Source organism: Bradyrhizobium sp. JR4.3, from assembly GCF_040547695.1.
GTDB lineage: Bacteria > Pseudomonadota > Alphaproteobacteria > Rhizobiales > Xanthobacteraceae > Bradyrhizobium > Bradyrhizobium canariense.
Map to the genome: position 1 here is coordinate 103,671 of NZ_JBEPQF010000024.1, position 23,307 is coordinate 126,977.

Genomic DNA, 23,307 nt, shown 5'->3' on the forward strand with positions numbered 1-23,307 from the left:
TGCTTGGCAAGACACCATTGCCGCCTCGCGGCTGTGCAAGGCGGGCAGGGCCTGCCACACTGCGCATGCCGGAGTACCCCTTGCACGCACCTGACCGCCCTCCACCCGATGCCCACCCCGCACGGTTGATCCTGACCCTGTCGCTGGCCGCGACGGTTGGGCTGGGTATCGGCCGCTTCGCCTATTCGCTGGTGCTGCCCGACATGCGGGAGGACCTCGGCTGGTCCTACTCGGCGGCCGGTTTCATGAACACCATCAACGCCGTCGGCTATCTCGCGGGCGCGCTTGTGGCGTCCCGGCTGATCCAGCGCGTCGGCTGGTCGGCCGCGATCCGCGGCGGAACCCTGGCCTGCGTCGCCGCGCTCGCGACTTGCGCGCTGACCGGGAATTTCGTCGCGCTGAGCCTGGCGCGTCTCGTGCTGGGCGTTGGCGCGGCGGCCGGTTTCGTCGCCGGCGGCGCGCTGGCCGCTTCCATCGCGCAGTCGCGCCCGGAGCGGGCCAATTTCCTGCTGAGCCTGTTCTATGCCGGGCCCGGCATCGGCATTCTCGCCTCGGGCCTGATCGCCCCGTTCACGCTGCAATATTTCGGGCCGGGCTCGTGGTGGATAGTGTGGTGGGCGATGACCCTGCTGTCCGTCGTCATGACCGTGCCGCTGTTCCTGGTCCGCATCGAGAGCGGCGTGCGGTTCTCGCAAGGCAGCCACGGCGCCTTCGCGATTCTTCCCGTGCTGATCTATCTCGCCGGCTACTTCCTGTTCGGCGCGGGCTACATCGCCTACATGACTTTCATGATCGCCTATGTGCGCGACGGCGGCGGCGGGGCCGCGGCGCAGGCCGGGTTCTGGAGCCTAATCGGGCTGAGCGCCTTCGTCACGCCGTGGGCCTGGCGCCGCGTGCTCGCGCTCGATCGCGGCGGACTGGCCACCGCGATCATTCTCGGTACCAACGCGCTCGGCGCCGCCCTGCCGATGCTCGGGCATTCGCCGGCATGGCTCGCTGTGTCGGCCGTCGTGTTCGGCGTCGCCTTCTTCGCCGTGGTCGGCTCGACCACCGCCTTCGTGCGCTTCAACTATCCGCCCGAGGTATGGCCGACCGCGATCGCGGCGATGACGATCTCGTTCGGCGTCGGCCAGACGCTCGGCCCGATCGTGGTCGGCGCCATCACGGACGCGCTGGGGAGCTTGAGTTACGCGCTGAATGTCTCGGCGGCGCTGCTGGCGTTGGGCGCGGTGGCGGCGCTGTGCCAGCGGAAGGTGGGGCCGGCCAAAAAAACGGTGCCGTAGGGTGGGCAAAGGCGCGAAGCGCCGTGCCCACGATGGCCGTTGTCGCGGATGGAGTGTTGGTGGGCACGCTACGCTTTGCCCACCCTACGGCAGCGGCGCGCCTAGCTCCCACTAAACGAATTGTACCCCTGGTCTTCCCAATAACCGCCCTTGTAGTCGTTGGTGACTTCCATCGACACCACGTATTTCGGGTTCTTGAAGCCGAGTTTTGTCGGCACGCGGATCTTCATTGGAAACCCATACGCGCGCGGCAGGATTTCGCCTGCGTATTTGAACGTCATCTGGGTCTGCGGATGCAGCGCGGTGCGCATGTCGAGCGGGGAATTGTAGCCGTCCTTGTCGGCACACTGGAACCAGACGTATTTGGCGCGCGTGTCGGCGCCGATCAGCTTGAGGAAGTCGCGCATCGGCGTGCCGGTCCAGCTGCCGATCGCGCTCCAGCCCTCGACGCAGATGTGACGGGTGATCTGCGTGACCTGCGGCAGCTTGTACAATTCCGGAAGCGTCCACGACTTCTTGTTGTCGACGAGGCCGCGGACTTCGAGCTTCCAGTCGGCACCGTCGACATCAGGCGCGTCGTCGAGATCGTAATAGGCGTTGAACGGAAACGGCTTTGTGATCGCGCTCTCGGGAAACGTCGGCGCCAGCGCGTCGGGATTGAAGATGAAGGCCTGCACGGCATCGTTGAATTTCGAAACCGACTTCAGCATCTCCTCAGCGGAGGACGAGTCGATCACGTCGCAGCCGGTGAGCAGCGTCAACGCGCCGAGGCTGGCGCCGCCCGCGATGAAGCGGCGGCGGCTGACCTCTGGCATCGTCTTGATGGAGTCCTTGATCAGCAGCCGCTTGTCGACGCCGGGAATCAGGAATGAGCGCTTGGCCATGACTCTCTCTCCGCTCTAGCGACCGATGATCATCGCACGCAGGCTCTTCGGCACCAGCAGCGCGAGTAAAACGTGAATGACGAGGAACGCGCAGATCGCGGCCATGCAGAAGAAATGAATGTAGCGCGCGGTCGGATAGTCGCCGAACAGGCTCACGAGCCAGTGCAGCTGCACTGGCTTCCACATTCCCAGCCCCGACAGCACGATGATCACGCCGACCAGGATGATGCCGGCATACAGCACGCGCTGGACGTAATTGTAGACGGTGAGATCGGCATGGCCGAGCTTGAAGGTCAGCGCAGCCCTGACATCGTGGAGCACGCCGGACGGGGTGATCGGCAGCAGTTTTTTGCGGAAGCGGCCGGTGGCAAAACCGGTGACGAGATAGGCGAGGCCGTTGATCATCAACAGCCACATCGCCGCGAAGTGCCAGAGCAGGCCGCCACCGAGCCAGCCGCCGAGCGTGTAGTCGCGCGGAAAGCTGAAACCGAACAGCGGCGAGGCGTTGTAGATCTGCCAGCCCGACAGGATCATCAGGATCATGGCGAGGGCGTTGATCCAGTGCATGACCCGGACCCAGGCCGGCTGGATCACCTTGGCCGGGGCGGCGCTGACCTGCTCGTCGGTGACTGTGAGGCTCGACATGATGGTTCCGTCCTGAACATCGTCTGACAGCAATTATACGCCGATGCTTCCGCTTTCGTTACGCCCTGCCCGGCATCGAATCGATACCGGCGGGCTATCGTGGTCACAATAAAGCGAGCCGGGCACCCCCGGCTCGCCATTTCGTCGCATCCGGTTCGGGGATGAAGCCGGGCCGCGCGGTATTTACGTCGCCGGCATCAGCACGGTGTCGACCACATGGATCACGCCGTTCGACTGGTTGACGTTGGAGATCGTCACCATCGAGGTGCCGCCCTTGGCGTCGACGATCCAGACCTTGCCGTCCATCTTCTTCACCGTCAGCTCCTCGCCTTCGGCGGTCTTCATCTTCTTGCCGTCGGTGAGGTCGGACGCCTCGAGCTTGCCGGGCACAACATGGTAGGTGAGGATCTTGGTCAGCGTCGCCTTGTTCTCGGGCTTCACCAGAGTGTCGACGGTGCCGGCCGGCAGCTTGCCGAACGCGGCGTTGGTCGGCGCGAACACCGTGAACGGGCCCTTGCCTTCCAGCGTCGGCACCAGGCCGGCCGCCTTCACCGCCGCCACCAGCGTGGTGTGGTCCTTCGAGTTGACGGCGTTCTGGACGATGTTCTTCGACGGGAACATCGCGGCGCCGCCGACCATGACGGTCTTTTCCTCGGCGCGGGCGGGCGCGACAACGGTCGCGGTGATGGCCAGGGTGCTGAACGCGGCGGCAGCGAGATAGGCAATACGTTTCGACATGGAGGGTCTCCCGATTGGATTGTGACCGGCGATTGCCGGCGTTCGAGTTGGGCAACAACGGTGGCTGCGACCTGTGAGCGTGAAGCAGCAGCGACGTCGTTGGCTCGAATTACGGGAGGGTTTGCGAAGCGGTTTCGGATTAAACTTCTTTGTGATGGGTGAAACTAAGTTCAGGTGTGTTCGTGGGGGGCGTCATTGCGAGGAGCGAAGCGACGAAGCAATCCAGGCTGCCACCGCGGATGCACCGCTGGATTGCTTCGCTTCGCTCGCAATGACGAGCCTCGACGATCTACCTGCCGCTCAATCCCTGTTGTGCGGCGTCTGAATGAACCCGCGATTATGCGTCGGGCTGATCAAGAGTTCGTTGATGCACACCCGCGCCGGCATGCTGGCGATGAATGCGATGGTGCGGCCGAGATCTTCGGATTGCAGCATCCTGGCCTGCTCCTCCTCGCTCGGCACCACCGGGCGCAGCTTCAGGATCGGGGTCGCCACCTCGCCCGGCATCAGGCAACAGGCGCGCAAGCCGTTGACGCATTCGTCCATGTTGAAGGAATGGGTCAGCGCCAGCACCGCATGCTTGGTCGTGGTGTAGGCCGGGCCCGGCATTTTCGAGACGTGGCGGCCGGCCCAGGACGAGACGTTGATGATGGAGCCGTCCTGTTGCTTGCGCATCGTCGGCAGCACCGCGCGCATGCAGTAGAGCACGCCGTTGAGATTGACCTGGACGAGCTTATCCCAGCCCTCCAGTTCCATGTCCTTCCAGCTGCGCTTGGGGACATTGATGCCGGCATTGTTGACCAGCAGGTCGATGCGGCCGTGCTTCGCGACGATTTGATCGGCAGCCTTCTGGGCGGCGGCGGCGACCGACACGTCCAGCGCGATGGCCTCGGCGGCGCCGCCCGCCCCGGTGATCTTCGCGACTACGGTATCCAGGGCGTCCTTGCGCCGGCCCGAGACCACCACCGTCCAGCCGTCAGCCGCCAGCGCCTCGGCGCCGGCCTCCCCGATCCCACTGCCCCCGCCTGTCACCCAGGCCACGCGTTTCCCGTTTTTGGTCATGCAAACTGTCTCCGTTGCTTCATCGGGGCGGTTTTTGCTAATCCAGCCCTCGGTTTTGACCGGCCTTGTCTGACGAGCCTTGTGGTCAAGCCTTGCGGTCGAGGAAATCTTGCATGAACCAAGCAGCCAACGCCAATCTGTTTTCCCGCCTGTTCGATGGCCTCGACGATCCGAAGCGCCTCGCGATCGAGACGCACGACGGAGGACGCATCAGCTATGGCGATCTGATCGCCCGGGCCGGGCAAATGGCCAATGTGCTGGTCGCGCGCGGCGTGAAGCCCGGCGACCGCGTTGCGGTTCAGGTCGAGAAATCCGTGGCCAACATCGTGCTGTATCTGGCCACGGTGCGGGCCGGCGCGGTCTACCTGCCGCTCAACACCGCCTATACGCTGAATGAGCTCGATTACTTCATCGGCGATGCCGAGCCCTCGCTGGTGGTCTGCGATCCCGCCAAGGCGGAGGGCCTCGCCCCCATCGCCGCCAAGGTGAAGGCGAAAGTCGAGACACTCGGGGCTGACGGCAAGGGCTCGCTGACGGACGCCGCCGACAAGGCGAGCAGCGAATTCGCCACGGTCCCGCGCTCAAACGACGATCTCGCCGCGATCCTCTACACGTCCGGCACCACCGGCCGCTCCAAGGGCGCGATGTTGACCCAAGACAATCTGGCGTCGAACTCGCTCTCGCTGGTCGGCTTCTGGCGCTTCACCGACAAGGACGTGCTGATCCACGCGCTGCCGATCTACCACACCCACGGCCTGTTCGTGGCGACCAACGTGACGCTGTTCGCGCGCGCGTCGATGATCTTCCTGCCGAAGCTCGACCCGGATCTGATCATCAAGCTGATGGCGCGCGCCACGGTGCTGATGGGCGTGCCGACGTTCTATACCCGGCTGCTCCAGAACGCTGCGCTGTCGCGCGAAACTACAAAGCACATGCGGCTGTTCATCTCGGGCTCCGCGCCGCTGCTGGCCGAAACCCATCGCGAATGGTCGGCCCGGACGGGGCATGCGGTGCTCGAGCGCTACGGCATGACCGAGACCAACATGAACACGTCGAACCCTTATGACGGCGAGCGCGTGCCCGGCGCAGTCGGCTTTCCGCTCCCCGGCGTCTCCGTACGCGTCACAGATCCTGAGACGGCCAAGGAACTGCCGCGTGACGAAATCGGCATGATCGAGGTCAAGGGCCCCAACGTGTTCAAGGGCTATTGGCGCATGCCGGAGAAGACCAAGGCGGAATTCCGCGACGACGGCTTCTTCATCACCGGCGACCTCGGCAAGATCGACGCCAAGGGCTACGTCCACATTCTCGGCCGCGGCAAGGATCTCGTCATCTCCGGCGGCTTCAACGTTTACCCCAAGGAAATCGAGAGCGAGATCGACGCCATGCCCGGCGTGATCGAATCTGCCGTGATCGGCGTGCCCCACGCCGATTTCGGCGAGGGCGTCACGGCGGTGCTGGTCTGCAACAAGGGCGCCGATGTGACCGAGGCCGCGGTGCTGAAGGCGCTCGACGGCCGGCTAGCGAAGTTCAAGATGCCCAAACGCGTCTTCGTCGTCGACGAGCTGCCGCGCAACACCATGGGCAAGGTGCAGAAAAACGTGCTGCGGGATATTTACAAGGATCTTTACGCGAAGAAATAGGGGCTGTTGTTCGCTGCACTCTCGTCGTCATTGCGAGGAGCCCTTGCGACGAAGCAATCCAGACTACCGCTGCGGAAAGATTCTGGATTGCTTCGCTACGCTCGCAATGACGGATTTTGCGGCGGCTACTGCCCGCCTATCAAGCTCATCACAAACCGGCTGCCGACAATAAACAGATAGCACCCGAACGCGACCTCCAGCGTCCGCTTCGACATCGCATGCGCCGCCTTCACACCGAGTGGTGCGGTCACAAGGCTCATCGGCATCACCAGCACGGCGCCGATCAGCGAGACGTAGCCGAGCGCGAACGGCACTTGCAGGGCTGCAACGCCGGGATAGCTAGCCGCCGCAGGCCAGCCGGCATAGATGTAGCCGAGCGCACCGGGGATCGAGATCAGCACCGCGAGCGCCGACGATGTCGCCACGGCCTGATGGATCGGACGGCCGTAGAACGTCATCAGCAGATTCGAAAACAATCCACCGCCGATACCCATCAACGTCGACAAAATGCCGACGCAGAAGCCGTAGATTCGCATCAGCGGACCTTTCGGCAGATCATCGCCGAGCTTCCAGCTCTCGCGCGCGAAGATCAGCCGTACCGCGGCCGACCAGGCGACGGCGACGAACACGATCTTGAACAGCCGCTCCGGCGCGTAGCGCGCGACCACGCTGCCGGCGACGACGCCGATCAGGATCGGCAGCCACCAGACCCGAAGGATGGCAAGATCGACGGCGCCGCGCCTGTAGTGCGCCTGGAACGAACGGATCGAGGTCGGAATGATGACAGCAAGCGAGGTACCGATGCAGAGCGGCATCCGCACCTCCAGCGGCACACCGGCGATGCGGAAGCACTCGTAGAATACCGGCACCAGAATCGCGCCGCCGCCGATGCCGAACACGCCGGCCAAAAATCCGGAGAGCGCGCCGGTTGCGATCAGCAACAGCGCGAGCTCAAGGATCTCCTTGATATCAAGTCCTGCAATCACCCCTGACCTGCCCCGGCGATGGCTCGCAACTTCTCCGATGCATCGCTCGGACAGCTGCCCGCAATGCTCTAGGCGATCTGATTTGTCGGGTCGACCGCCGCATCGGCGGTCTGGGGTGGGATGCAGGTTGCGCATATCCGTCCGTCTCGCGAAAAATCGGTGCGCTTGGCGGAAATTGAAAATTGCTCGCCGACCACCGCTGCCGGTTTGAACGTCATGAACCGACTGGTTCGAAGCCTCGCCGGACTGCGGCGGCTTAGAGCCGTTCCAATAGTAATTTCAATGCGCCGCGGCCCTCCTAACAAGAGATGAATTCTGGTTCTGTCTTTAGCCGGTGCGCCATGGCTCTGGTATACCAAGCCGGCGATTGGCCTTGTTACATCAAGGGCCTAGAGCTGAACCCAGGTTCGATTTATGGCGATTTGGTGATTGCGCAGGTGAAATCGACTCCGTAAATAGAGCCGACCTTTCGCGATCCCCGCGCGCCCCATGCTGGGCCGCAATAAAGCAATTGAAGCCCATGACCGCACGGATCGAACGACCGCTTTCGCCGCACATGCAAGTCTACCGCTGGACCCTGACGATGGCACTCTCCATCGTCCATCGCGCCACCGGGATTGCCCTCTACGCCGGAACGCTGCTGCTGGCCTGGTGGCTGATTGCGACAGCCTCGGGCCCGGCCGCCTATAGCCACGTCCAGGCCTTCACCGGCAGCATCATCGGCCGGCTGATCGTGTTCGGCTTCACCTGGGCGCTGATGCACCACATGCTCAGCGGCATCCGGCATTTCGTCTGGGACCTGGGCTACGGCTTCAAGGCCAATGAGCGCGAAGCGTTGACCTGGGGCGCGTTGATCGGCGGCATCGTGCTCACGGTCCTGGTCTGGATCATCGCCTACGCGATCGGAGGCGGACGATGAGTTTCGACGAATCCCACGGCTCTCCGAAGGGCTCCTCCATGCGCACCCCGCTCGGCCGCGTGCGCAATCTCGGCGCGGCGCATTCGGGCACGTCCGATTTCTGGCGCCAGCGCATCACCGGCGTCGCCATGACGCTGCTGATGATCCCGGTGATCGTGATCGTGATGATGCTGCTCGGCCGCAACCAGGCCGGCGCCGCACAGATCCTCGGCTCGCTGCCGATCGCGGTGATCCTGCTGCTCTTCATCTTCGCCAGCGCCTGGCACATGAAGATCGGCATGCAGGTCGTGATCGAGGACTACATCCATAACGAGAAGCTGAAGCTCATCTCGATCATGCTCAACAACTTCTTCTCGTTCGCCGTGGCGCTCGCCTCGACCTACGCGATCCTGAAACTTTCCTCCGGAGTCTAACCCATGGCCACAGAGACCAATGGCAAGGGCAACGGCGCTCCCGCCACCAACGGCAAAGCCTATCCGATCGAAGACCATACCTATGATGTGGTCGTGGTCGGCGCCGGCGGCGCGGGCTTGCGCGCCGTGGTCGGCTGCAGCGAAGCCGGCCTCCGCACCGCCTGCATCACCAAAGTGTTTCCGACCCGCTCGCACACCGTCGCGGCGCAGGGCGGCATCTCGGCGTCCCTCGGCAACATGCACAAGGACGACTGGCGCTGGCACATGTACGACACCGTGAAGGGGTCGGACTGGCTGGGCGACCAAGACGCGATCGAATACATGGTGCGCAACGCGCCCGAGGCGGTCTACGAGCTCGAGCACTGGGGCGTGCCGTTCTCGCGCACCGAGGACGGCAAGATCTACCAGCGCCCGTTCGGCGGCATGACGCTGGACTACGGCAAGGGCCAGGCGCAGCGCACCTGCGCCGCCGCCGACCGCACCGGCCACGCCATGCTGCACACGATGTACGGCCAGTCACTGCGCCACGCGGCCGAGTTCTTCATCGAGTTCTTTGCCATCGACCTGATCATGGACGACCAGGGCACCTGCCGCGGCGTCATCGCGCTCAAGCTCGACGACGGCACGCTGCACCGCTTCCGCGCCCAGTCCGTGATTCTGGCGACCGGCGGCTATGGCCGCGCCTATGCGTCCTGCACCTCGGCGCACACCTGCACCGGTGATGGCGGCGGCATGGTGCTGCGCGCCGGCCTGCCGATGCAGGACATGGAGTTCGTGCAGTTCCACCCGACTGGGATCTACGGTTCGGGCTGTCTCGTCACCGAAGGCGCACGTGGCGAAGGCGGCTATCTCGTCAATTCCGAGGGCGAGCGCTTCATGGAGCGCTATGCGCCCTCCGCCAAGGACCTGGCCTCGCGCGACGTCGTCTCGCGCGCGATGACCATCGAGATTCGCGAAGGCCGTGGCGTCGGCAAGAAGAAGGACCACATCTTCCTTCATCTCGACCATCTCGATCCCGCGGTGCTGGCCGAACGCCTGCCGGGCATCTCGGAATCCGCAAAGATCTTCGCCAATGTCGACGTGACGCGCGAACCGATCCCGATCGTGCCGACCGTGCATTACAACATGGGCGGTATCCCCACGAACTATCATGGCGAGGTGCTGACCAAGAAGGACGGCGACGACAACGCCATCATCCCCGGCCTGATGGCGATCGGCGAAGCCGCCTGCGTCTCCGTGCACGGCGCCAATCGCCTCGGCTCCAACTCGCTGATCGACCTCGTCGTGTTCGGCCGCGCCGTGGCGCTGCGCCTCGCCGAGAAGCTCACGCCGAACGCCAGCCAGCCGGAGCTGCCGGCGAATTCGTCCGACCTGGCGCTCGGCCGGCTCGACCATTATCGCTATGCCTCCGGCGGCACGCCGACCGCGAAGCTGCGCGAAGGCATGCAGCACGTGATGCAGAACAATTGCGCGGTGTTCCGCACCGGCGACATCCTGAGCGAAGGCCAGAACCTGATCGAGAAGGTCCACAGCGGCATCACCGACATCGCCGTGTCCGACCGCTCGCTGGTGTGGAATTCCGATCTGATCGAGACGCTCGAATTCGACAATCTGATCGCGCAGGCGGTGGTGACGATGAACTCGGCCGCCAACCGCACCGAGAGCCGCGGCGCGCATGCCCGCGAGGACTTCTCCGAGCGCGACGACAAGAACTGGATGAAGCACACGCTGGCCTGGCTGGAAGATTCCGGCAAGGTCAAGATCGAGTACCGCCCGGTTCACGACTACACCATGACCAACGACGTGCAGTACATCCCGCCGAAAGCTCGCGTTTACTAAACGGCGCGCATTTACTGAGCGAACAGCGAAAGCTTTATCGAAATGGTTGAATTCGCACTTCCGAAGAACTCCAAGATCAGCGGCGGCAAGACGTGGCCGAAGCCCGCGGGCGCGACTGAAACTCGTGAATTCCGCGTCTATCGCTGGAACCCGGACGACGGCAAGAATCCCAGCGTCGACACCTATTACGTCGACACCCATGATTGCGGGCCGATGGTGCTGGACGGCCTGATCTGGATCAAGAACAACATCGACCCGTCGCTGACCTTCCGCCGCTCCTGCCGCGAAGGCGTCTGCGGCTCCTGCGCGATGAACATCGACGGCCAGAACACGCTGGCCTGCACCCGCTCGATGCACGACGTGAAGGACGGCGCGGTCAAGATCAATCCGCTGCCGCACCAGCCTGTGGTGAAAGACCTCATCCCCGACCTCACCAATTTCTACGCGCAGTACGCTTCGGTCGAGCCGTGGCTGAAGACGACCTCGCCGACGCCGCAAAAGGAATGGAAGCAGAGCCACGAGGATCGCGAGAAGCTCGACGGCCTCTACGAGTGCATCCTCTGCGCCTGCTGCTCGACCTCGTGCCCGAGCTATTGGTGGAACAGCGAGCGCTATCTCGGTCCCGCCGCGCTGCTCCAGGCCAACCGCTGGGTATCGGATTCGCGGGATGAAGCGACCGGCGAGCGGCTCGACAATCTCGAGGACCCGTTCCGCCTCTATCGCTGCCACACCATCATGAACTGCGCCAAGGCCTGCCCGAAGGGCCTCAACCCGGCGGAGGCCATCGCGGAGCTCAAGCTCAAGATGGTCGAGCGCCAGATCTAGGCTCGTTCATGCTGCGATCCCCGGCCGGAATGGCCGGGGCATTCTACGGCGGGCGCGTCTTCCAGTAGATTTCGCCTCTGCCCCTGCGCGGGCAAGCCGGCGGGTTGCAACCTCTGGTTCCCGCCACAAGCCGCTTCCTTCCCGGCGCGAAATTCAAGTAAGCTCTCCGGCGTGGGACCGGAGCGACCGTGCAGGGCGCACAACGCAATTCGCTGAGATTGCTGCAGTGGATGATGGCTGCGTCCCTGGCGCTGCCGATTGCGCTGTTCGCGATCGCCGCCTCGATCTCCTACACCTCGACCAAAGAGATCGCCGACCGCGAGATCGAGCGCACCCTCGATGTCGCGCACGAGCACGCGCTCAAGGTGTTCGAGACCATCGACCGCAGCCTCGCCGAGATCAACGAGGTGGTGCGCGACTTGCCCGACGAAATCATCCGCTCGCGCGAACCGGCCCTGCACCGCCGCCTGAAGCAACTGACCGATTCGCTGCCGCAGCTCAAATCGGCATGGATCTTCGATGCGGACGGAAAGTCGCTGGTCAACAGCCTGGCCTCGCCGCCGCCGGCGCAGAGCTTTGCGGACCGTGACTACTTTGCCGCCCATGTCGACCAGACCATCGGCAGCTACATTGGCGTTCCCCTGACGCCGCGTCAGCCCTATCAGGGCGCGCGCTTCTTCGGGGTCAGCCGCCGCCGCGGCTCCGACGACGGCAGCTTCATCGGCGTGATCCAGGCCTCCGTCCTGCCGGAATATTTCGAGAGCTTTTATGCCAGGATCGGCTCCGATCGCGGCAGCTTCCTCGCCATGGCACGCACCGACGGCGTGGTGCTGGCGCATCTTCCGCGGCTGGATCGCGACCTCAGGCTCGATCCTAACGGCCCGGTTGGCCGCAGCATCGCAGCTCACCCCGAGCATGGCCTCATCACCATCGCCTGGCCATCGGACGAGGTCGAGCGGCGCATCGGCTACCGACGCATCGCCGAATACCCGATCTATGTCAGCGCGGGGCTGAAGACCTCGGCAATCCGCGCGCGCTGGTTCGCCACCATGGGCCAGCATCTGGTGTTCGGTATTCCCGCCACCGCGCTGCTGTTTCTGCTGCTGGCGTTCGCGTTCCGGCGCACCCAGCATCTTCAGGCCGAGGCCGCCGCGCGGCGCGAAGCCGAGGAGGCGCTCAAGCACAGCCAGCGCCTGGAGGCGCTCGGCCAGCTCACCGGCGGCGTCGCGCACGACTTCAACAACCTCCTGACCGTGATTCGCGCCTCTGTCGACCTGCTGAACCGGCCGCAGCTGAGCGAGCAGCGGCGCCAGCGCTACATCACCGCCATCGCGGACGCGGTCGGGCGCGCGGCCAAGCTGACCTCGCAGCTGCTCGCCTTTGCACGGCGCCAGACCTTGAAGCCGGAAGTGTTCGACGTCGGCGCGCGGCTGCAGTCGCTGCACGACATGCTCGCGACGCTGCTCGGGCCCGCGATCGAAATTGCGATGCGGCTGCCGGCCGAGCCCTGCCTCGTCAATGCCGATGCAAGCCAGTTCGAGACGGCGTTGATCAACATGGCGACCAATGCGCGCGATGCCATGCACGGCAAGGGCAGGATCGTTTTCGAGGTCGAGGCCGCGGCGACGATTGCGGACACGCGGGCTCCCGTCTCGGCCAACCCTGAGCTTTCAGGCAACCCTGAGCTTTCCGGCAAACATGACCTTGCTGACAAACATGGCTTCGTCGGCATTGCCGTCAGCGACACCGGCATCGGCATTCCGGCTGCGAGGCTCGAGCGCATCTTCGAGCCGTTCTTCACCACCAAGCAGGTCGGCCACGGCACCGGTCTCGGCCTGTCGCAGGTGTTCGGCTTCGCCCGGCAGTCCGGCGGCGAGGTGACAGTCACCAGCGAAGTGGGCCACGGCAGCACCTTCTCGCTCTATCTGCCGCGCGTGGCGCCGCACCTGCTGCCGCAGCGGCAGGCACCGAACACGGCCCCGGCTGTGGCCGGTAGCGGCATGTCGGTGCTGCTGGTCGAGGACAATATCGAGCTCGCCAATTTCGCGGCCGACGGCCTCACCGAGCTCGGCTACAGCATCACGCTGATCGACAATGCAACTGATGCGCTCGCCGAGCTGGTCATGGATTCCGATCGCTTCGATGTCGTTTTCTCCGACATCGTGATGCCCGGCATGACCGGGCTCGATCTCGCGCAGGCAGTCCGCGAGCGCGGCATCGGCGTGCCGGTCGTGCTGACCACCGGCTACAGCGAGGCGCTGTCCCAGGACGGCAAGGTCGATTTCGAGCTCGTGCAGAAGCCCTATGCGATCGATCAGCTATCGCGCGTGCTGCACCGGCTCGCGCGACGCCGGGTGCGCGACGGCGCCGCCGAATGATCCGACACTCGGAACCGAGTGGAACCTTTTGATTTAGCTTGCGTTATCCGGCCATGCAAAAGCCGGCCAGAAAGCGCGAATCGGGCAAGAAGCCGCCCATCGTCGAAATCGTCGGCGAGACCGGCGAGGAAGAGGCTCCGCCGCCGCCCGAGCTGGTCGAGCCCGACCCGGAGCAATCGCCCGAAGAGGCCGAGCAGGCCCGCAAGGACTACCTCCTCACCCGCTTCTGGATCAGCGCGCGCGGCTTCTGGGGCCGCAACGGCGACCGGCTGGCGTGGCCGTTCTCGATCGGCCTCGGCGTGCTGATCGTCCTGACCGTCGGCTTCCAATACGGCATCAACGTCTGGAATCGGGCGATCTTCGACGCGATCGAAAAACGCGAGGCGTCCACCGTCTTCCATCTCACCGCGGTGTTCTTCCCGCTCGCGATCGGCAGCATCGTGCTCGGCGTGGCGCAAGTGTTCGCGCGCATGGGCATCCAGCGGCGCTGGCGGGCGTGGCTGACGGCCAGCGTGCTGACGCGCTGGCTCGGCAACGGCCGCTATTACCAGCTCAATCTCGTCAGCGGCGACCACAAGAATCCGGAATACCGGATCGCGGAGGATCTGCGCGTCGCGACCGATTCGCCGGTGGATTTCCTCGCCGGCGTGACGTCCGCGCTGCTGTCGGCCGCGACCTTCATCGTCGTGCTCTGGACCATCGGCGGCGCGCTCACCGTCACGCTTGCGGGATCGTCGGTGACCATTCCCGGCTTCCTGGTGATCGCCGCGATGCTTTATGCGGGAATCGCATCGGGCTCGATCCTGGTGATCGGCCGCCAATTCGTGCAGGTCTCCGAGGACAAGAACCAGGCCGAGGCCGATTTCCGCTACACGCTGACGCGCGTGCGCGAGAATGGCGAGAGCATCGCGCTGCTCGGCGGCGAGGAGGAAGAGCGCGACGGCATCGACCGCAACTTCACCCATGTGCTGCGGCAATGGGCGCGGCTGGCAGGTCAGCACATGCGCACCACGCTGGTGTCGCAGGGATCGAGTCTTGTTGCTCCCGTGGTCCCTCTGCTGCTCTGCGCGCCAAAATTCCTCGACGGCAGCATGACGCTGGGTCAGGTGATGCAGGCGGCTTCCGCCTTCACCATCGTGCAGAGCGCGTTCGGCTGGTTGGTCGACAATTATCCGCGGCTCGCCGACTGGAATGCCTGCGCTCGCCGCATCGCCTCGCTGATGATGTCGCTCGACGGCCTCGAGCGCGCCGAGCAGGGCGACGGAATCGGCCGCATCAAGCGTGGGGAGACCAGCAACGACGCCATGCTGGAGCTGAACGACCTCTCCGTCACGCTTGATGACGGCACCGCCGTGGTCGGCGAGACCGAGGTGGTGATCGAGGCTGGCGAGCGGCTGCTGGTGGCCGGCGAATCCGGCACCGGCAAGAGCACGCTGGTGCGCGCCATCGCCGGGCTCTGGCCATGGGGCGGCGGCAGCGTCAATTTCCATCCCGACCGGCGGCTGTTCATGCTGCCGCAGCGACCCTACGTGCCATCAGGCTCCTTGCGCCGCGCGGTCGCCTATCCCGGCGCGGAAGACGACTGGACGGTGGAGGAGATCGGCGAGGCCCTGCACAAGGTCGGTCTCGACCATCTCAAGGACAAGATCGAGGAAGAAGCACCGTGGGACCAGACGCTGTCCGGCGGCGAGAAGCAGCGTCTCGCTTTTGCGCGGCTGTTGCTGCACAGCCCTGATATCGTCGTGCTCGACGAGGCGACCTCGGCGCTCGACGAGAAGAGCCAGGACGAGATGATGAAGATGGTCACCGACGAGCTGCCGAAGGCCACCATCGTCAGCGTCGCGCATCGTGTCGAGCTGGAGGCCTTTCACAGCCGCAAGATCGTGCTGGAGCGCCGCAAGGGCGGTGCAAAACTCGTCAGCGATATCGACCTGATCCCGCGCAAGGGCAAGCGCAAGCTGCTCGGGCGATTCCTGGGCCAGCGCAAGGCGTCACCGAAGAAGGCGGCGTGAGGCTAGCAGCTGTAGCCCGGATGGAGCGTAGCGCAATCCGGGACAGTCCATCGAGAGGCGAAACCCGGATTGCGCTGCGCTCCATCCGGGCTACCGACCCCTCGTGAACAATTGGAGTCCCCGGCAAAACCGGCTATGCATGCGCCGCTTGCAACGAGGACTTTGACTTGCCGACCGACAATGCCCCTTCGTCCGCGCCGTTCGGCGCGTTTGCGCCGAATGCGGCGCAGGCCGCGATCATTCGCCTCGCGACACAGTCGCGGCTGAAGCGCGGAGCGTTCCGGCCGTGGCTTTCGCGATTGGTGAACCTGCTGCGCAGTGGTCCCGTCGACGTGCAATACCAGGGCGCATCGTTCCGCTTCTATCACCAGGGCAGCGCGACCGAGCGCGGCGCGCTGTTCAATCCCGATTACAATCTCGACGAGCTCGACTTCCTGCGCCAGCACACCCCGGACGGCGGCGTGTTCGTCGATGTCGGTGCCAATGTCGGCACCTTTGCGCTGGTGATGGCGCGACAGGTCGGGCCATCAGGCAAAGTGGTCGCCATCGAACCGCATCCGATGACGTTTGGACGGCTCTCGTTCAACCGGGCCGCATCGAAAGCGACGCAGGTGCGCCTGGTGCAGGCGGCCGCCGGCGACAACGACGGCGAGCTGATGATCGAGAGCGGCGGCGGCAATCTCGGCGCCACCCACGTCGTCACCGGCACGGCCAGCGCGGAGGCGATTAAAGTTCCCTCGCTGCGGCTGACGCGCATTCTCGACGAGGCCGGCGTCACGCGAGTCGATTCACTCAAGATCGACGTCGAGGGCTTCGAGGATCGCGTGCTGATCAGCTTCTTCCGCGACGCGCCGCAATCGCAATGGCCGCGCGCGGTGGTGATCGAGCATCTGTCACAAAAGGATTGGCGGGACGATTGTATCGCCGACATGGTCACGCGCGGCTTTGTGGTTGCGCGCAAGACGCGGAGCAATACGTTCCTGTCGCGCTGACGACGAACGACGGAGGTAGCGATGATCGACCATATGGGCTTCCCGGTCTCCGACTATGAGCGCGCCAAGGCGTTCTACGCCAAGGCATTGGCGCCGCTCGGCTACAGCCTGATCATGGAGGTCACCCAGGAGCAGACCGGACACGATCCGGCCGCCGGTTTCGGCGCCGACGGCAAGCCGGATTTTTGGATCGGCGGCGAGGGCGCGCTGAACAGGCCGGTGCATGTCGCGATCCTGGCAAAGGACCGCGCCGCGGTGGATGCATTCTACGAGGCGGCGATTGCGGCGGGCGGGCGCGACAACGGACCGCCCGGGATCCGGGCGCATTATCATCCAACCTATTACGGCGCCTTCGTGCTCGATCCTGACGGACACAACATCGAGGCGGTTTGCCACGCGCCGGAATAGATAAAGTTCCTTCTTCCGGCCGGAACCTCGTTCCGCGCCCGCCGTTGTCGTCCCTTGCAAGAAGGAGCACGACATGGCCAACGACAATGCTCGCGACGTCGATCGCGATTTGGATCGCGTGTGGGATCTAATGAAGTCGATCGGATTCGCGATGCTGGTGACGCGCGATGGCGACAAGCTCCGCGCGCGGCCGATGAGCGCCTATCTCGATCGCAACGCGGACACGATCTATTTCCTCACCGACGCGCGGCGTCACAAGGACGATGAGATCGCGCGCAATCCGTCCATCAACCTGTCGTTCGCGGATGCGGGCAGCCAAAAATACGTGTCGCTGACGGGCACTGCCGTGGTCTCCAATGACCGTGCGAAGATCAAGGAGCTGTTCGCGACGCCGGCCAAGGCGTGGTGGGACTCTGCGGAAGATCCCAACATTCGCGTGCTCAAGGTCACGCCTGACGATGCCGAGTTCTGGGATTCGCCCGGCACGGTGATCTCCTATGTGAAGATGGCGGCCGCGGCGGTGACGAACACGCGGCCCGATCTCGGCGACAACCGCAAGGTCTCGATGTAATGCCGATCGAGCCGCCCGAGATTCCGCCGTCGACGCCGGGCACGCCCACCGAGCCGCCGCCGGGGATTCCGCCGGGCAATCCGCAGCCTGAAATCGCGCCGCCGGTGCGCGAGCCCGGCGCGCCGACGCCACCCGACGAACTGCCGGGCCGCATGCCTGAAGAGATTCCATCGCGCGGGCCGAACGGACCGCTCACGCCGAATCCTGCGACGGATGCAAGTCCGCCGCGGGATCGCGCATGAGGCGACGCATCACATCGGAGGCAATTGCAACCTGCGTCTGAATGCGCAATGAACGTCACTATAGTGAGGTGATTTGCGTGCAGAAATAAATCGCGCCGCGTCGGCTTCGTCCGCCACAATCCGGCCTAACGCGTAGCTGTTCATCCCAACACTTCGTCAAAGAACCTTCCGGGGAAGTTCACCATCATGACTAATCTTCGTTTCGTGCTGCTTGCCACCACGGCTCTGACCGCGATGCAGTTCGCAAGCTCCGCATCACATGCGCAAGGCGCGCCGCCGCTCGTGGTCGCGCAGGCGCAGCCACAAGAGACCGGCCCTGACGGAAAACCGAAGGAGCCGCCGAAGGGAGCGCCCGCGCGCCCGGCTACACCGCCGCCTGCGGCGCCCGCGCGCCCGACCGCACCGCCGCCCGCAGCTGCACCGCCCCATCCGCCCGCGCCGCCTCCGCCGGCGGCCGCTCCGCAGCGCCCAGCAGCGCCGCCGCCGCCTCCGCCGCCACCTGCGGCTCGTCCGGCACCGCCGCCGCCCCCACCGCCGCCTGCCGCCCCGAAGCCGCCCGCGCCGCCCCCGGCTGCGGCTCCGCAACAGCATGCGCCGCCTCCTGCACCGCCCGCGGCACGCCCGGCTCCCACGCCTCCAGCGCCGCCGCCCGCCGCGGCTCCGCAGCAGCACGCACCCACGCCTCCGCCGCCTGCGGCTCACCCCACACCACCGCCGCCACCGGCAGCAACTCCTCAAGGCCATCCCGCGCCGGCGCCCACGGGGACACCGTCGCCTGCGCCCGCGCCGACGGTGCGACCGGGCGCGCCCGCTCCGGCCGCCACACCTACACCGACAAGTACACCTTCACCGACCGCGACTCCTGCGCCGACCGCGACGCCGGCTCCGGGCAGTACGCCGCCGACTGGCCGTCCCGGTGCGCCGACCCCCGGCGGACGTGCGCCCTCGGCGGCGGGATCACCGACACCGGCTCCAGGCGCCACGCCCGCTCCAACGACGACACCGGCGCCAGGGGCCACCCCGACGCCGTCCGGCCGTCCGGGTCCCGCGCCGAGCGCAACGCCGGCACCGGGCGCAACGCCCGCGCCCGGCGCAACCCCTGCCCCGACAACGACGCCGGCCCCCGGTGGCGCCGTGACATCGCCCCCGGGACGCCAGGGTGGTGCACCCGCTGCTGGCGCGCCCGCTGCCGGAGCTCCGCCGACCCAGCCGCAGACAGCTGCCCCGCCCCGGCCGCCGGCTCCCCCCGCGGGCGCCGCAGCACCGAGCACCGTCCCGGGCTCGGCGGCTGCGACCCCGCCGCCCAACAGGGCGCAATACGCGACGCCCACGGTTGCGCCGGCCTTCCGCGCCGCGCCCACGACGACCACGCCCCTGCCGCCACCGCCGCGTCCGCCGCAGCGTGACCTGACACCGCTCGCGATCGGTGCAGGTGTGGTCGCCGGTGCCGTGATCGGCGCCACCATCGCCGACTACCGCAACCAGCGCCGCGAAAGCATCGAAGGCGGCCGCACCGTCTACACCGAGCCGGACCGCATCATCATCCGCGATCCGGGTGGGCAGGCCTACGTCCGCGGCAACGATCTCTATCGCTTCCGCTATGGCGCCCGCGACATCCGCACCGAAACTATCGGCGCCGATACCCGCACCGTGGTGATCCGTCCCGACGGCAGCGAGATCGTTACTGTTGTTGGTCCGGACGGTCGGCTGTTGCGGCGAATCCGCAGGGACCCGGCCGGGCGCGAGCTCGTCATCATCGACAACAGCTACCGCGATCCGCAGTCGGTCGGCGGCTTCTATGTCGACGCTCCGCCGCCCGTCGTGAACATTCCCTACGATCGCTATATCGTCGATGCCGAGGAGGCGTCGCCGGACGTGATCTATCAGACGATGGTGGCGCCGCCGGTGCAGCGGATCAACCGTCGCTACACACTCGACGAGATCCGCTACAGCCCCAATGTTCGCATGCAGATGCCGAGCATCGACCTCAACACGATCAACTTCGAGACGGGATCGTGGACCATCCCACCAGACCAGGCGGCGAAGCTGCAGTCGATCGCCGACGGTCTTAACCGTGCGATCCAGGCCAACCCGCGCGTGGTGTTCTTGATCGAAGGTCACACCGACGCGGTCGGCAACGACGTCGACAATTTGTCATTGTCGGATCGTCGTGCGCAGGCCGCGGCCGAATTGCTGACCCAGCAATTCGGTGTGCCGTCCGAGAACCTGACGTCGCAGGGCTATGGCGAGCAGTACCTGAAGGAGCAGACGCAAGGACCGAGCGCGATCAACCGCCGCGTCACCGTCCGCAACATCACGCCGTTGCTCAACGGCGGCCAGGCTTCGCTGCCGCCGCCCCCGCCCGGCACCGCGCCGCCGCGGTAACGGCACGCACAAACGCAAATGGCCGGGAGCAATCCCGGCCATTTTTGTTTTGCTTGTAGGGTGGGTTAGCCGAAGGCGTAACCCGCCACTGTTCGTATCCGCAGAGACAGAAGAGGTGGGTTACGCTGCGCTAACCCACCCTACGCTTCAGCCCTTGTCGTTCTCCAGCCGGAAGATCTGCGAGCCTTCACTGCCCGACAGCAGGCCCGTGTCGCTGTAGAGCTTCAGCTTGGCGCGGGTATCGTTGATGTCGAGGTTGCGCATGGTGAGCTGACCGATGCGATCGGCCGGCGTGAACGCCGCGTCCTCGACCTTTTCCATGCTGAGCCGCTCCGGCGCATAGGTCAGGTTCGGGCTTTCCGTGTTGAGGATCGAGTAGTCGTTGCCGCGGCGCAGCTCCAGCGAGACCTCGCCGGTGACGGCGCGGGCGACCCAGCGCTGCGCGGTCTCGCGCAACATCAGGGCCTGCGAATCGAACCAGCGGCCCTGATAGAGCAGACGTCCCAGGCGCATGCCGCTGATGCGGTACTGCTCGATGGTGTCTTCGTTGTGGATGCCGGTGACGAGGCGCTCATAGGCGATGTGCAGCAGCGCCATGCCGGGCGCTTCATAGATGCCGCGGCTCTTGGCCTCGATGATGCGGTTCTCGATCTGGTCGCTCATGCCGAGGCCGTGGCGGCCGCCGATCGCGTTGGCTTCGAGGAACAGCGCGACGGGATCAGAGAAGGTCTGGCCGTTCAGCGCGACCGGCTGGCCTTCCTCGAATCGTACCACGACCTTCTCGGCCTTGACGTTGCAGTCGTCACGCCAGAACGGCACGCCCATGATCGGGTTGACGATCTTGATGCCGCTGTCGAGGCTTTCGAGATCCTTGGCCTCGTGCGTCGCGCCGAGCAGATTGCTGTCGGTCGAATATGCCTTCTCGGCGCTCATCTTGTAGGCAAAGCCCTGCGCCGTCATGAACGCCGACATCTCGGCGCGGCCGCCGAGCTCGTCGATGAACTGCTGGTCGAGCCAGGGCTTGTAGATGCGCAGGCCCGGATTGGTCAGCAGGCCGTAGCGATAGAAGCGCTCGATGTCGTTGCCCTTGAAGGTCGAGCCGTCGCCCCAGATGTTGACGCCGTCCTCCTTCATCGCCGCGACCAGCATCGTGCCGGTGACGGCGCGCCCCAATGGCGTGGTGTTGAAATAGGTGATGCCGCCGGTGGAGATATGAAAGGCGCCGGACTGGATCGCGGCGATGCCTTCATGGACGAGCTGCGTGCGGCAATCGACCAGCAGCGCTTTCTCCGCGCCGAACTCCATCGCCTTGCGCGGAATCTCGTTGTAGTCGGCCTCATCGGGCTGGCCGAGATTGGCGGTATAGGCGTAGCAGCGCGCGCCCTTCTGCTTCATCCAGAGCAGCGCCGCTGACGTGTCGAGGCCGCCCGAAAAAGCGATGCCGACTTTCTCACCCTTGGGCAGGCTTTTCAGGATCGTGGTCATGGGGCTTCCAATCGGTCTCGAAGGGCGGATGTCGTTTCACGGGTTGACCGCGCGAATATCAAATTTCGCGGGGCTCGGCACCCCTTTAATGGCTCAAACTGACGGCTCGGGCCCCGTCTTGCGGCCGAACAGGCGCTGGCGCAGCCGGTAGGCAGGCATGTTCAGGCGGGTCAAGGCGGCATCGACCGCCTCGTCCGAGAACCGGCTCCGCGGCCAGCGGTAAATCAGCGCGTAGGCAAACCAGATCACGACGAAGGTGACGAGGCCGGCGATCGACACGTCGGTGAAGAAGTGGCCGCCAAATGCCATCCGCAGGCCGCTGGTCACGAGGCCGAACACCACGGCTCCGGCATAAGCGAGCGGGCGCCACGGCGGCGGTGCCAATGCGGCCGGCGCCAGCGTCCAGAACGCGGTCGCGCCCTCGCCCGAGAAGAACGAGCAGTTGCGCGCGCAACCGCCGCGTGGGTCCCACCACGGCACGAATTGCTGGTCGCCGGCAAACTGCGTCACCACCACCGGACGCGGCCGGCCCCAATAGGACTTGAAGGCGAAATTGGTGAGGATGCCGGCCGACATGATGATCGTGACCAGCAGGAAGACGATCGCGCGCCCCGAGACCATCAGCGGCCGGTCGGGCTTGAACATCTTGACCACAAGCGCGACCAGCGCAGGCAGCACGAACGCCCAGGCAACCCACATCGCGGCGTCCCGCGCAAAGCTGGCCCAGCCGTTCAGCTTGAGCGGAAATGTCTTGGTCTCAGGGTCGAAGAACAGCGCGGCGAGCTTGAGATCAAGCTCGGGATAAAGGCCGAAAACGACGCCGATCACGAGCCACAGCGCCAGGGCAATGAAGAGTCCGGTCCGGTTCATGGCGCGCGGTTTAGCCGAGTGGGAAGGGGATGAAAACCCTGGAATCCGTCATTCCGAGCGAAGCGAAGCAATCCAGAATCCATCCGCGGCGATAGTCTGGATTGCTTCGTCGCTTCGCTCCTCGCAATGACGGCACCTCAATCCGGCCTTGAATTCGAGGGCAGCGGCGGAGGCGGCTTACGCGGCAGCGGCGGATTGCGCCAGGCACCGGCATTGCGACCGGCGATCAGCCAGTAGACGACACCGGCGACGATGCCGGCGCCGGTCATGATCTCGAGATGGCGGCGCACGATGCCTTCGAACTGCAAGGTGTCGGAGTGAAAGGGAATGAGGCCGAGATAGCAGGCGAGGCCGACGAGGCCGCCGCCGACGGCATAGGTGAGAGCACTGCGGATGTAGAGCGCCTCGGTGATCGCGACGATCACCGCCGCCGGCACAAGCGCAAAGCCAGAGACGAAGATGAAACCGAACCCGAGCAGGATGTCGATCGTGCCCTGATCGACGGGACCGGCGCCGAGATCGGCGAACTCCGGAAACAACAGCGCGATGACGACGATCATGCCGCCGACGAAGCAGGCGGCGAGAAAGCCGATGAAGATGACGATGAGGCGGCCGATCAAGGACATCACACCTGAGCCTCCCCTAAATCGGTGGACACCTATAGCTTAGACAGCAAGAGGTGTCAGATGACGAAACGGCAGCGACGTTCTTATTCGGACGAGTACAA

21 protein-coding genes are annotated in these 23,307 nt (G+C 65.2%); 13 read left to right on the forward strand and 8 right to left on the reverse strand.

Annotation, left to right across the window (positions count from 1 at the left end; translation table 11 throughout):
* The first annotated feature begins 80 nt into the window (after positions 1–80).
* Positions 81–1,283 (forward strand): YbfB/YjiJ family MFS transporter, encoded by a 1,203-nt coding sequence (locus tag ABIB91_RS30160; protein WP_354169887.1) that lies wholly within the window; start codon positions 81–83, stop codon positions 1,281–1,283.
* Between the two features lie 101 nt (positions 1,284–1,384).
* Here ABIB91_RS30160 and ABIB91_RS30165 read toward each other — a convergent pair whose 3' ends face one another.
* From ABIB91_RS30165 to ABIB91_RS30180, 4 genes are all read right to left on the reverse strand, one after another.
* On the reverse strand, positions 1,385–2,167 hold the full coding sequence (locus ABIB91_RS30165; protein ID WP_027566359.1) for a molybdopterin-dependent oxidoreductase: 783 nt from the start codon (positions 2,165–2,167) through the stop codon (positions 1,385–1,387).
* 15 nt (positions 2,168–2,182) lie between these two features.
* Positions 2,183–2,812, reverse strand: a complete 630-nt coding sequence (locus ABIB91_RS30170; protein ID WP_354169890.1) for a cytochrome b/b6 domain-containing protein — start codon at positions 2,810–2,812, stop codon at positions 2,183–2,185.
* A gap of 183 nt (positions 2,813–2,995) precedes the next feature.
* Positions 2,996–3,550: a fasciclin domain-containing protein gene (locus tag ABIB91_RS30175; protein WP_007604237.1), complete on the reverse strand. Its 555-nt coding sequence runs from the start codon at positions 3,548–3,550 to the stop codon at positions 2,996–2,998.
* Positions 3,551–3,850: 300 nt separating this feature from the next.
* A complete protein-coding gene (locus ABIB91_RS30180; protein WP_007598784.1) occupies positions 3,851–4,612 on the reverse strand; it encodes an SDR family oxidoreductase in 762 nt (253 codons plus the stop codon).
* Positions 4,613–4,725: 113 nt separating this feature from the next.
* Between ABIB91_RS30180 and ABIB91_RS30185 the strand changes: the two genes are divergently transcribed.
* Positions 4,726–6,255: a malonate--CoA ligase gene (locus ABIB91_RS30185; protein WP_354169892.1), complete on the forward strand. Its 1,530-nt coding sequence runs from the start codon at positions 4,726–4,728 to the stop codon at positions 6,253–6,255.
* A gap of 125 nt (positions 6,256–6,380) precedes the next feature.
* Here the strand turns inward: ABIB91_RS30185 and ABIB91_RS30190 are convergent, their stop codons facing one another.
* A complete protein-coding gene (locus tag ABIB91_RS30190; RefSeq protein ID WP_354169894.1) occupies positions 6,381–7,241 on the reverse strand; it encodes a sulfite exporter TauE/SafE family protein in 861 nt (286 codons plus the stop codon).
* Between the two features lie 520 nt (positions 7,242–7,761).
* On the opposite strand from ABIB91_RS30190, the gene sdhC reads away from it, so the two are divergent.
* The 11 genes from sdhC (at position 7,762) to ABIB91_RS30245 (ending at position 20,225) form a co-directional block, all read left to right on the forward strand.
* Complete coding sequence (sdhC, locus tag ABIB91_RS30195; protein ID WP_007598778.1) at positions 7,762–8,160, forward strand: succinate dehydrogenase, cytochrome b556 subunit; 399 nt, start codon at positions 7,762–7,764, stop codon at positions 8,158–8,160.
* Positions 8,157–8,573 carry a succinate dehydrogenase, hydrophobic membrane anchor protein gene (sdhD, locus tag ABIB91_RS30200; RefSeq protein WP_275174734.1) on the forward strand — a complete coding sequence of 139 codons (417 nt, stop codon included), beginning with the start codon at positions 8,157–8,159 and terminating at the stop codon, positions 8,571–8,573. The genes sdhC and sdhD overlap by 4 nt, the downstream gene beginning before the upstream one ends.
* A 3-nt stretch (positions 8,574–8,576) precedes the next feature.
* The gene (gene sdhA, locus ABIB91_RS30205) at positions 8,577–10,412 is read left to right on the forward strand and encodes a succinate dehydrogenase flavoprotein subunit (RefSeq protein ID WP_354169897.1); all 1,836 of its coding nucleotides are present in this window, start codon (positions 8,577–8,579) and stop codon (positions 10,410–10,412) included.
* A 42-nt stretch (positions 10,413–10,454) separates the two neighbouring features.
* A complete protein-coding gene (locus ABIB91_RS30210) occupies positions 10,455–11,237 on the forward strand; it encodes a succinate dehydrogenase iron-sulfur subunit (protein WP_027566351.1) in 783 nt (260 codons plus the stop codon).
* Positions 11,238–11,425: 188 nt separating this feature from the next.
* Entirely contained in the window at positions 11,426–13,615 is a 2,190-nt protein-coding gene (locus tag ABIB91_RS30215) for an ATP-binding protein (RefSeq protein ID WP_354169899.1), read from the forward strand.
* A 53-nt stretch (positions 13,616–13,668) separates the two neighbouring features.
* Positions 13,669–15,627, forward strand: coding sequence for an ABC transporter ATP-binding protein/permease (locus ABIB91_RS30220; protein WP_354169901.1), 1,959 nt, complete (start codon positions 13,669–13,671; stop codon positions 15,625–15,627).
* Between the two features lie 167 nt (positions 15,628–15,794).
* Positions 15,795–16,619 carry an FkbM family methyltransferase gene (locus ABIB91_RS30225; protein ID WP_354169903.1) on the forward strand — a complete coding sequence of 275 codons (825 nt, stop codon included), beginning with the start codon at positions 15,795–15,797 and terminating at the stop codon, positions 16,617–16,619.
* A 21-nt stretch (positions 16,620–16,640) separates the two neighbouring features.
* Complete coding sequence (locus tag ABIB91_RS30230; protein ID WP_354169905.1) at positions 16,641–17,027, forward strand: VOC family protein; 387 nt, start codon at positions 16,641–16,643, stop codon at positions 17,025–17,027.
* Positions 17,028–17,100: 73 nt separating this feature from the next.
* On the forward strand, positions 17,101–17,598 hold the full coding sequence (locus ABIB91_RS30235) for a pyridoxamine 5'-phosphate oxidase family protein (RefSeq protein ID WP_007598769.1): 498 nt from the start codon (positions 17,101–17,103) through the stop codon (positions 17,596–17,598).
* A complete protein-coding gene (locus ABIB91_RS30240; protein WP_007598768.1) occupies positions 17,598–17,840 on the forward strand; it encodes a hypothetical protein in 243 nt (80 codons plus the stop codon). Before ABIB91_RS30235 ends, ABIB91_RS30240 begins: the two co-directional genes overlap by 1 nt.
* Before the next feature lie 186 nt (positions 17,841–18,026).
* A complete protein-coding gene (locus ABIB91_RS30245) occupies positions 18,027–20,225 on the forward strand; it encodes an OmpA family protein (RefSeq protein ID WP_354169908.1) in 2,199 nt (732 codons plus the stop codon).
* A gap of 147 nt (positions 20,226–20,372) precedes the next feature.
* Here the strand turns inward: ABIB91_RS30245 and argG are convergent, their stop codons facing one another.
* The 3 genes from argG to ABIB91_RS30260 form a co-directional block, all read right to left on the reverse strand.
* Complete coding sequence (argG, locus tag ABIB91_RS30250) at positions 20,373–21,710, reverse strand: argininosuccinate synthase (protein ID WP_007598765.1); 1,338 nt, start codon at positions 21,708–21,710, stop codon at positions 20,373–20,375.
* A 93-nt stretch (positions 21,711–21,803) separates the two neighbouring features.
* Positions 21,804–22,580 (reverse strand): phosphatase PAP2 family protein, encoded by a 777-nt coding sequence (locus tag ABIB91_RS30255; protein WP_354169910.1) that lies wholly within the window; start codon positions 22,578–22,580, stop codon positions 21,804–21,806.
* A gap of 137 nt (positions 22,581–22,717) precedes the next feature.
* Positions 22,718–23,206 carry a hypothetical protein gene (locus tag ABIB91_RS30260; RefSeq protein ID WP_007598761.1) on the reverse strand — a complete coding sequence of 163 codons (489 nt, stop codon included), beginning with the start codon at positions 23,204–23,206 and terminating at the stop codon, positions 22,718–22,720.
* Between the last annotated feature and the right edge of the window lie 101 nt (positions 23,207–23,307).

Excerpts from the sequence above, each read along its gene's own strand:
- ABIB91_RS30165 (WP_027566359.1), bottom strand. The coding sequence starts at position 2,167 with ATGGCCAAGCGCTCATTCCTGATTCCCGGCGTCGACAAGCGGCTGCTG.
- ABIB91_RS30170 (WP_354169890.1), bottom strand. The coding sequence starts at position 2,812 with ATGTCGAGCCTCACAGTCACCGACGAGCAGGTCAGCGCCGCCCCGGCC.
- ABIB91_RS30175 (WP_007604237.1), bottom strand. The coding sequence starts at position 3,550 with ATGTCGAAACGTATTGCCTATCTCGCTGCCGCCGCGTTCAGCACCCTG.
- ABIB91_RS30180 (WP_007598784.1), bottom strand. The coding sequence starts at position 4,612 with ATGACCAAAAACGGGAAACGCGTGGCCTGGGTGACAGGCGGGGGCAGT.
- ABIB91_RS30185 (WP_354169892.1), top strand. The coding sequence starts at position 4,726 with ATGAACCAAGCAGCCAACGCCAATCTGTTTTCCCGCCTGTTCGATGGC.
- sdhC (WP_007598778.1), top strand. The coding sequence starts at position 7,762 with ATGACCGCACGGATCGAACGACCGCTTTCGCCGCACATGCAAGTCTAC.
- sdhD (WP_275174734.1), top strand. The coding sequence starts at position 8,157 with ATGAGTTTCGACGAATCCCACGGCTCTCCGAAGGGCTCCTCCATGCGC.
- sdhA (WP_354169897.1), top strand. The coding sequence starts at position 8,577 with ATGGCCACAGAGACCAATGGCAAGGGCAACGGCGCTCCCGCCACCAAC.
- ABIB91_RS30210 (WP_027566351.1), top strand. The coding sequence starts at position 10,455 with ATGGTTGAATTCGCACTTCCGAAGAACTCCAAGATCAGCGGCGGCAAG.
- ABIB91_RS30220 (WP_354169901.1), top strand. The coding sequence starts at position 13,669 with ATGCAAAAGCCGGCCAGAAAGCGCGAATCGGGCAAGAAGCCGCCCATC.
- ABIB91_RS30230 (WP_354169905.1), top strand. The coding sequence starts at position 16,641 with ATGATCGACCATATGGGCTTCCCGGTCTCCGACTATGAGCGCGCCAAG.
- ABIB91_RS30235 (WP_007598769.1), top strand. The coding sequence starts at position 17,101 with ATGGCCAACGACAATGCTCGCGACGTCGATCGCGATTTGGATCGCGTG.
- ABIB91_RS30240 (WP_007598768.1), top strand. The coding sequence starts at position 17,598 with ATGCCGATCGAGCCGCCCGAGATTCCGCCGTCGACGCCGGGCACGCCC.
- ABIB91_RS30245 (WP_354169908.1), top strand. The coding sequence starts at position 18,027 with ATGACTAATCTTCGTTTCGTGCTGCTTGCCACCACGGCTCTGACCGCG.
- argG (WP_007598765.1), bottom strand. The coding sequence starts at position 21,710 with ATGACCACGATCCTGAAAAGCCTGCCCAAGGGTGAGAAAGTCGGCATC.
- ABIB91_RS30255 (WP_354169910.1), bottom strand. The coding sequence starts at position 22,580 with ATGAACCGGACCGGACTCTTCATTGCCCTGGCGCTGTGGCTCGTGATC.
- ABIB91_RS30260 (WP_007598761.1), bottom strand. The coding sequence starts at position 23,206 with ATGTCCTTGATCGGCCGCCTCATCGTCATCTTCATCGGCTTTCTCGCC.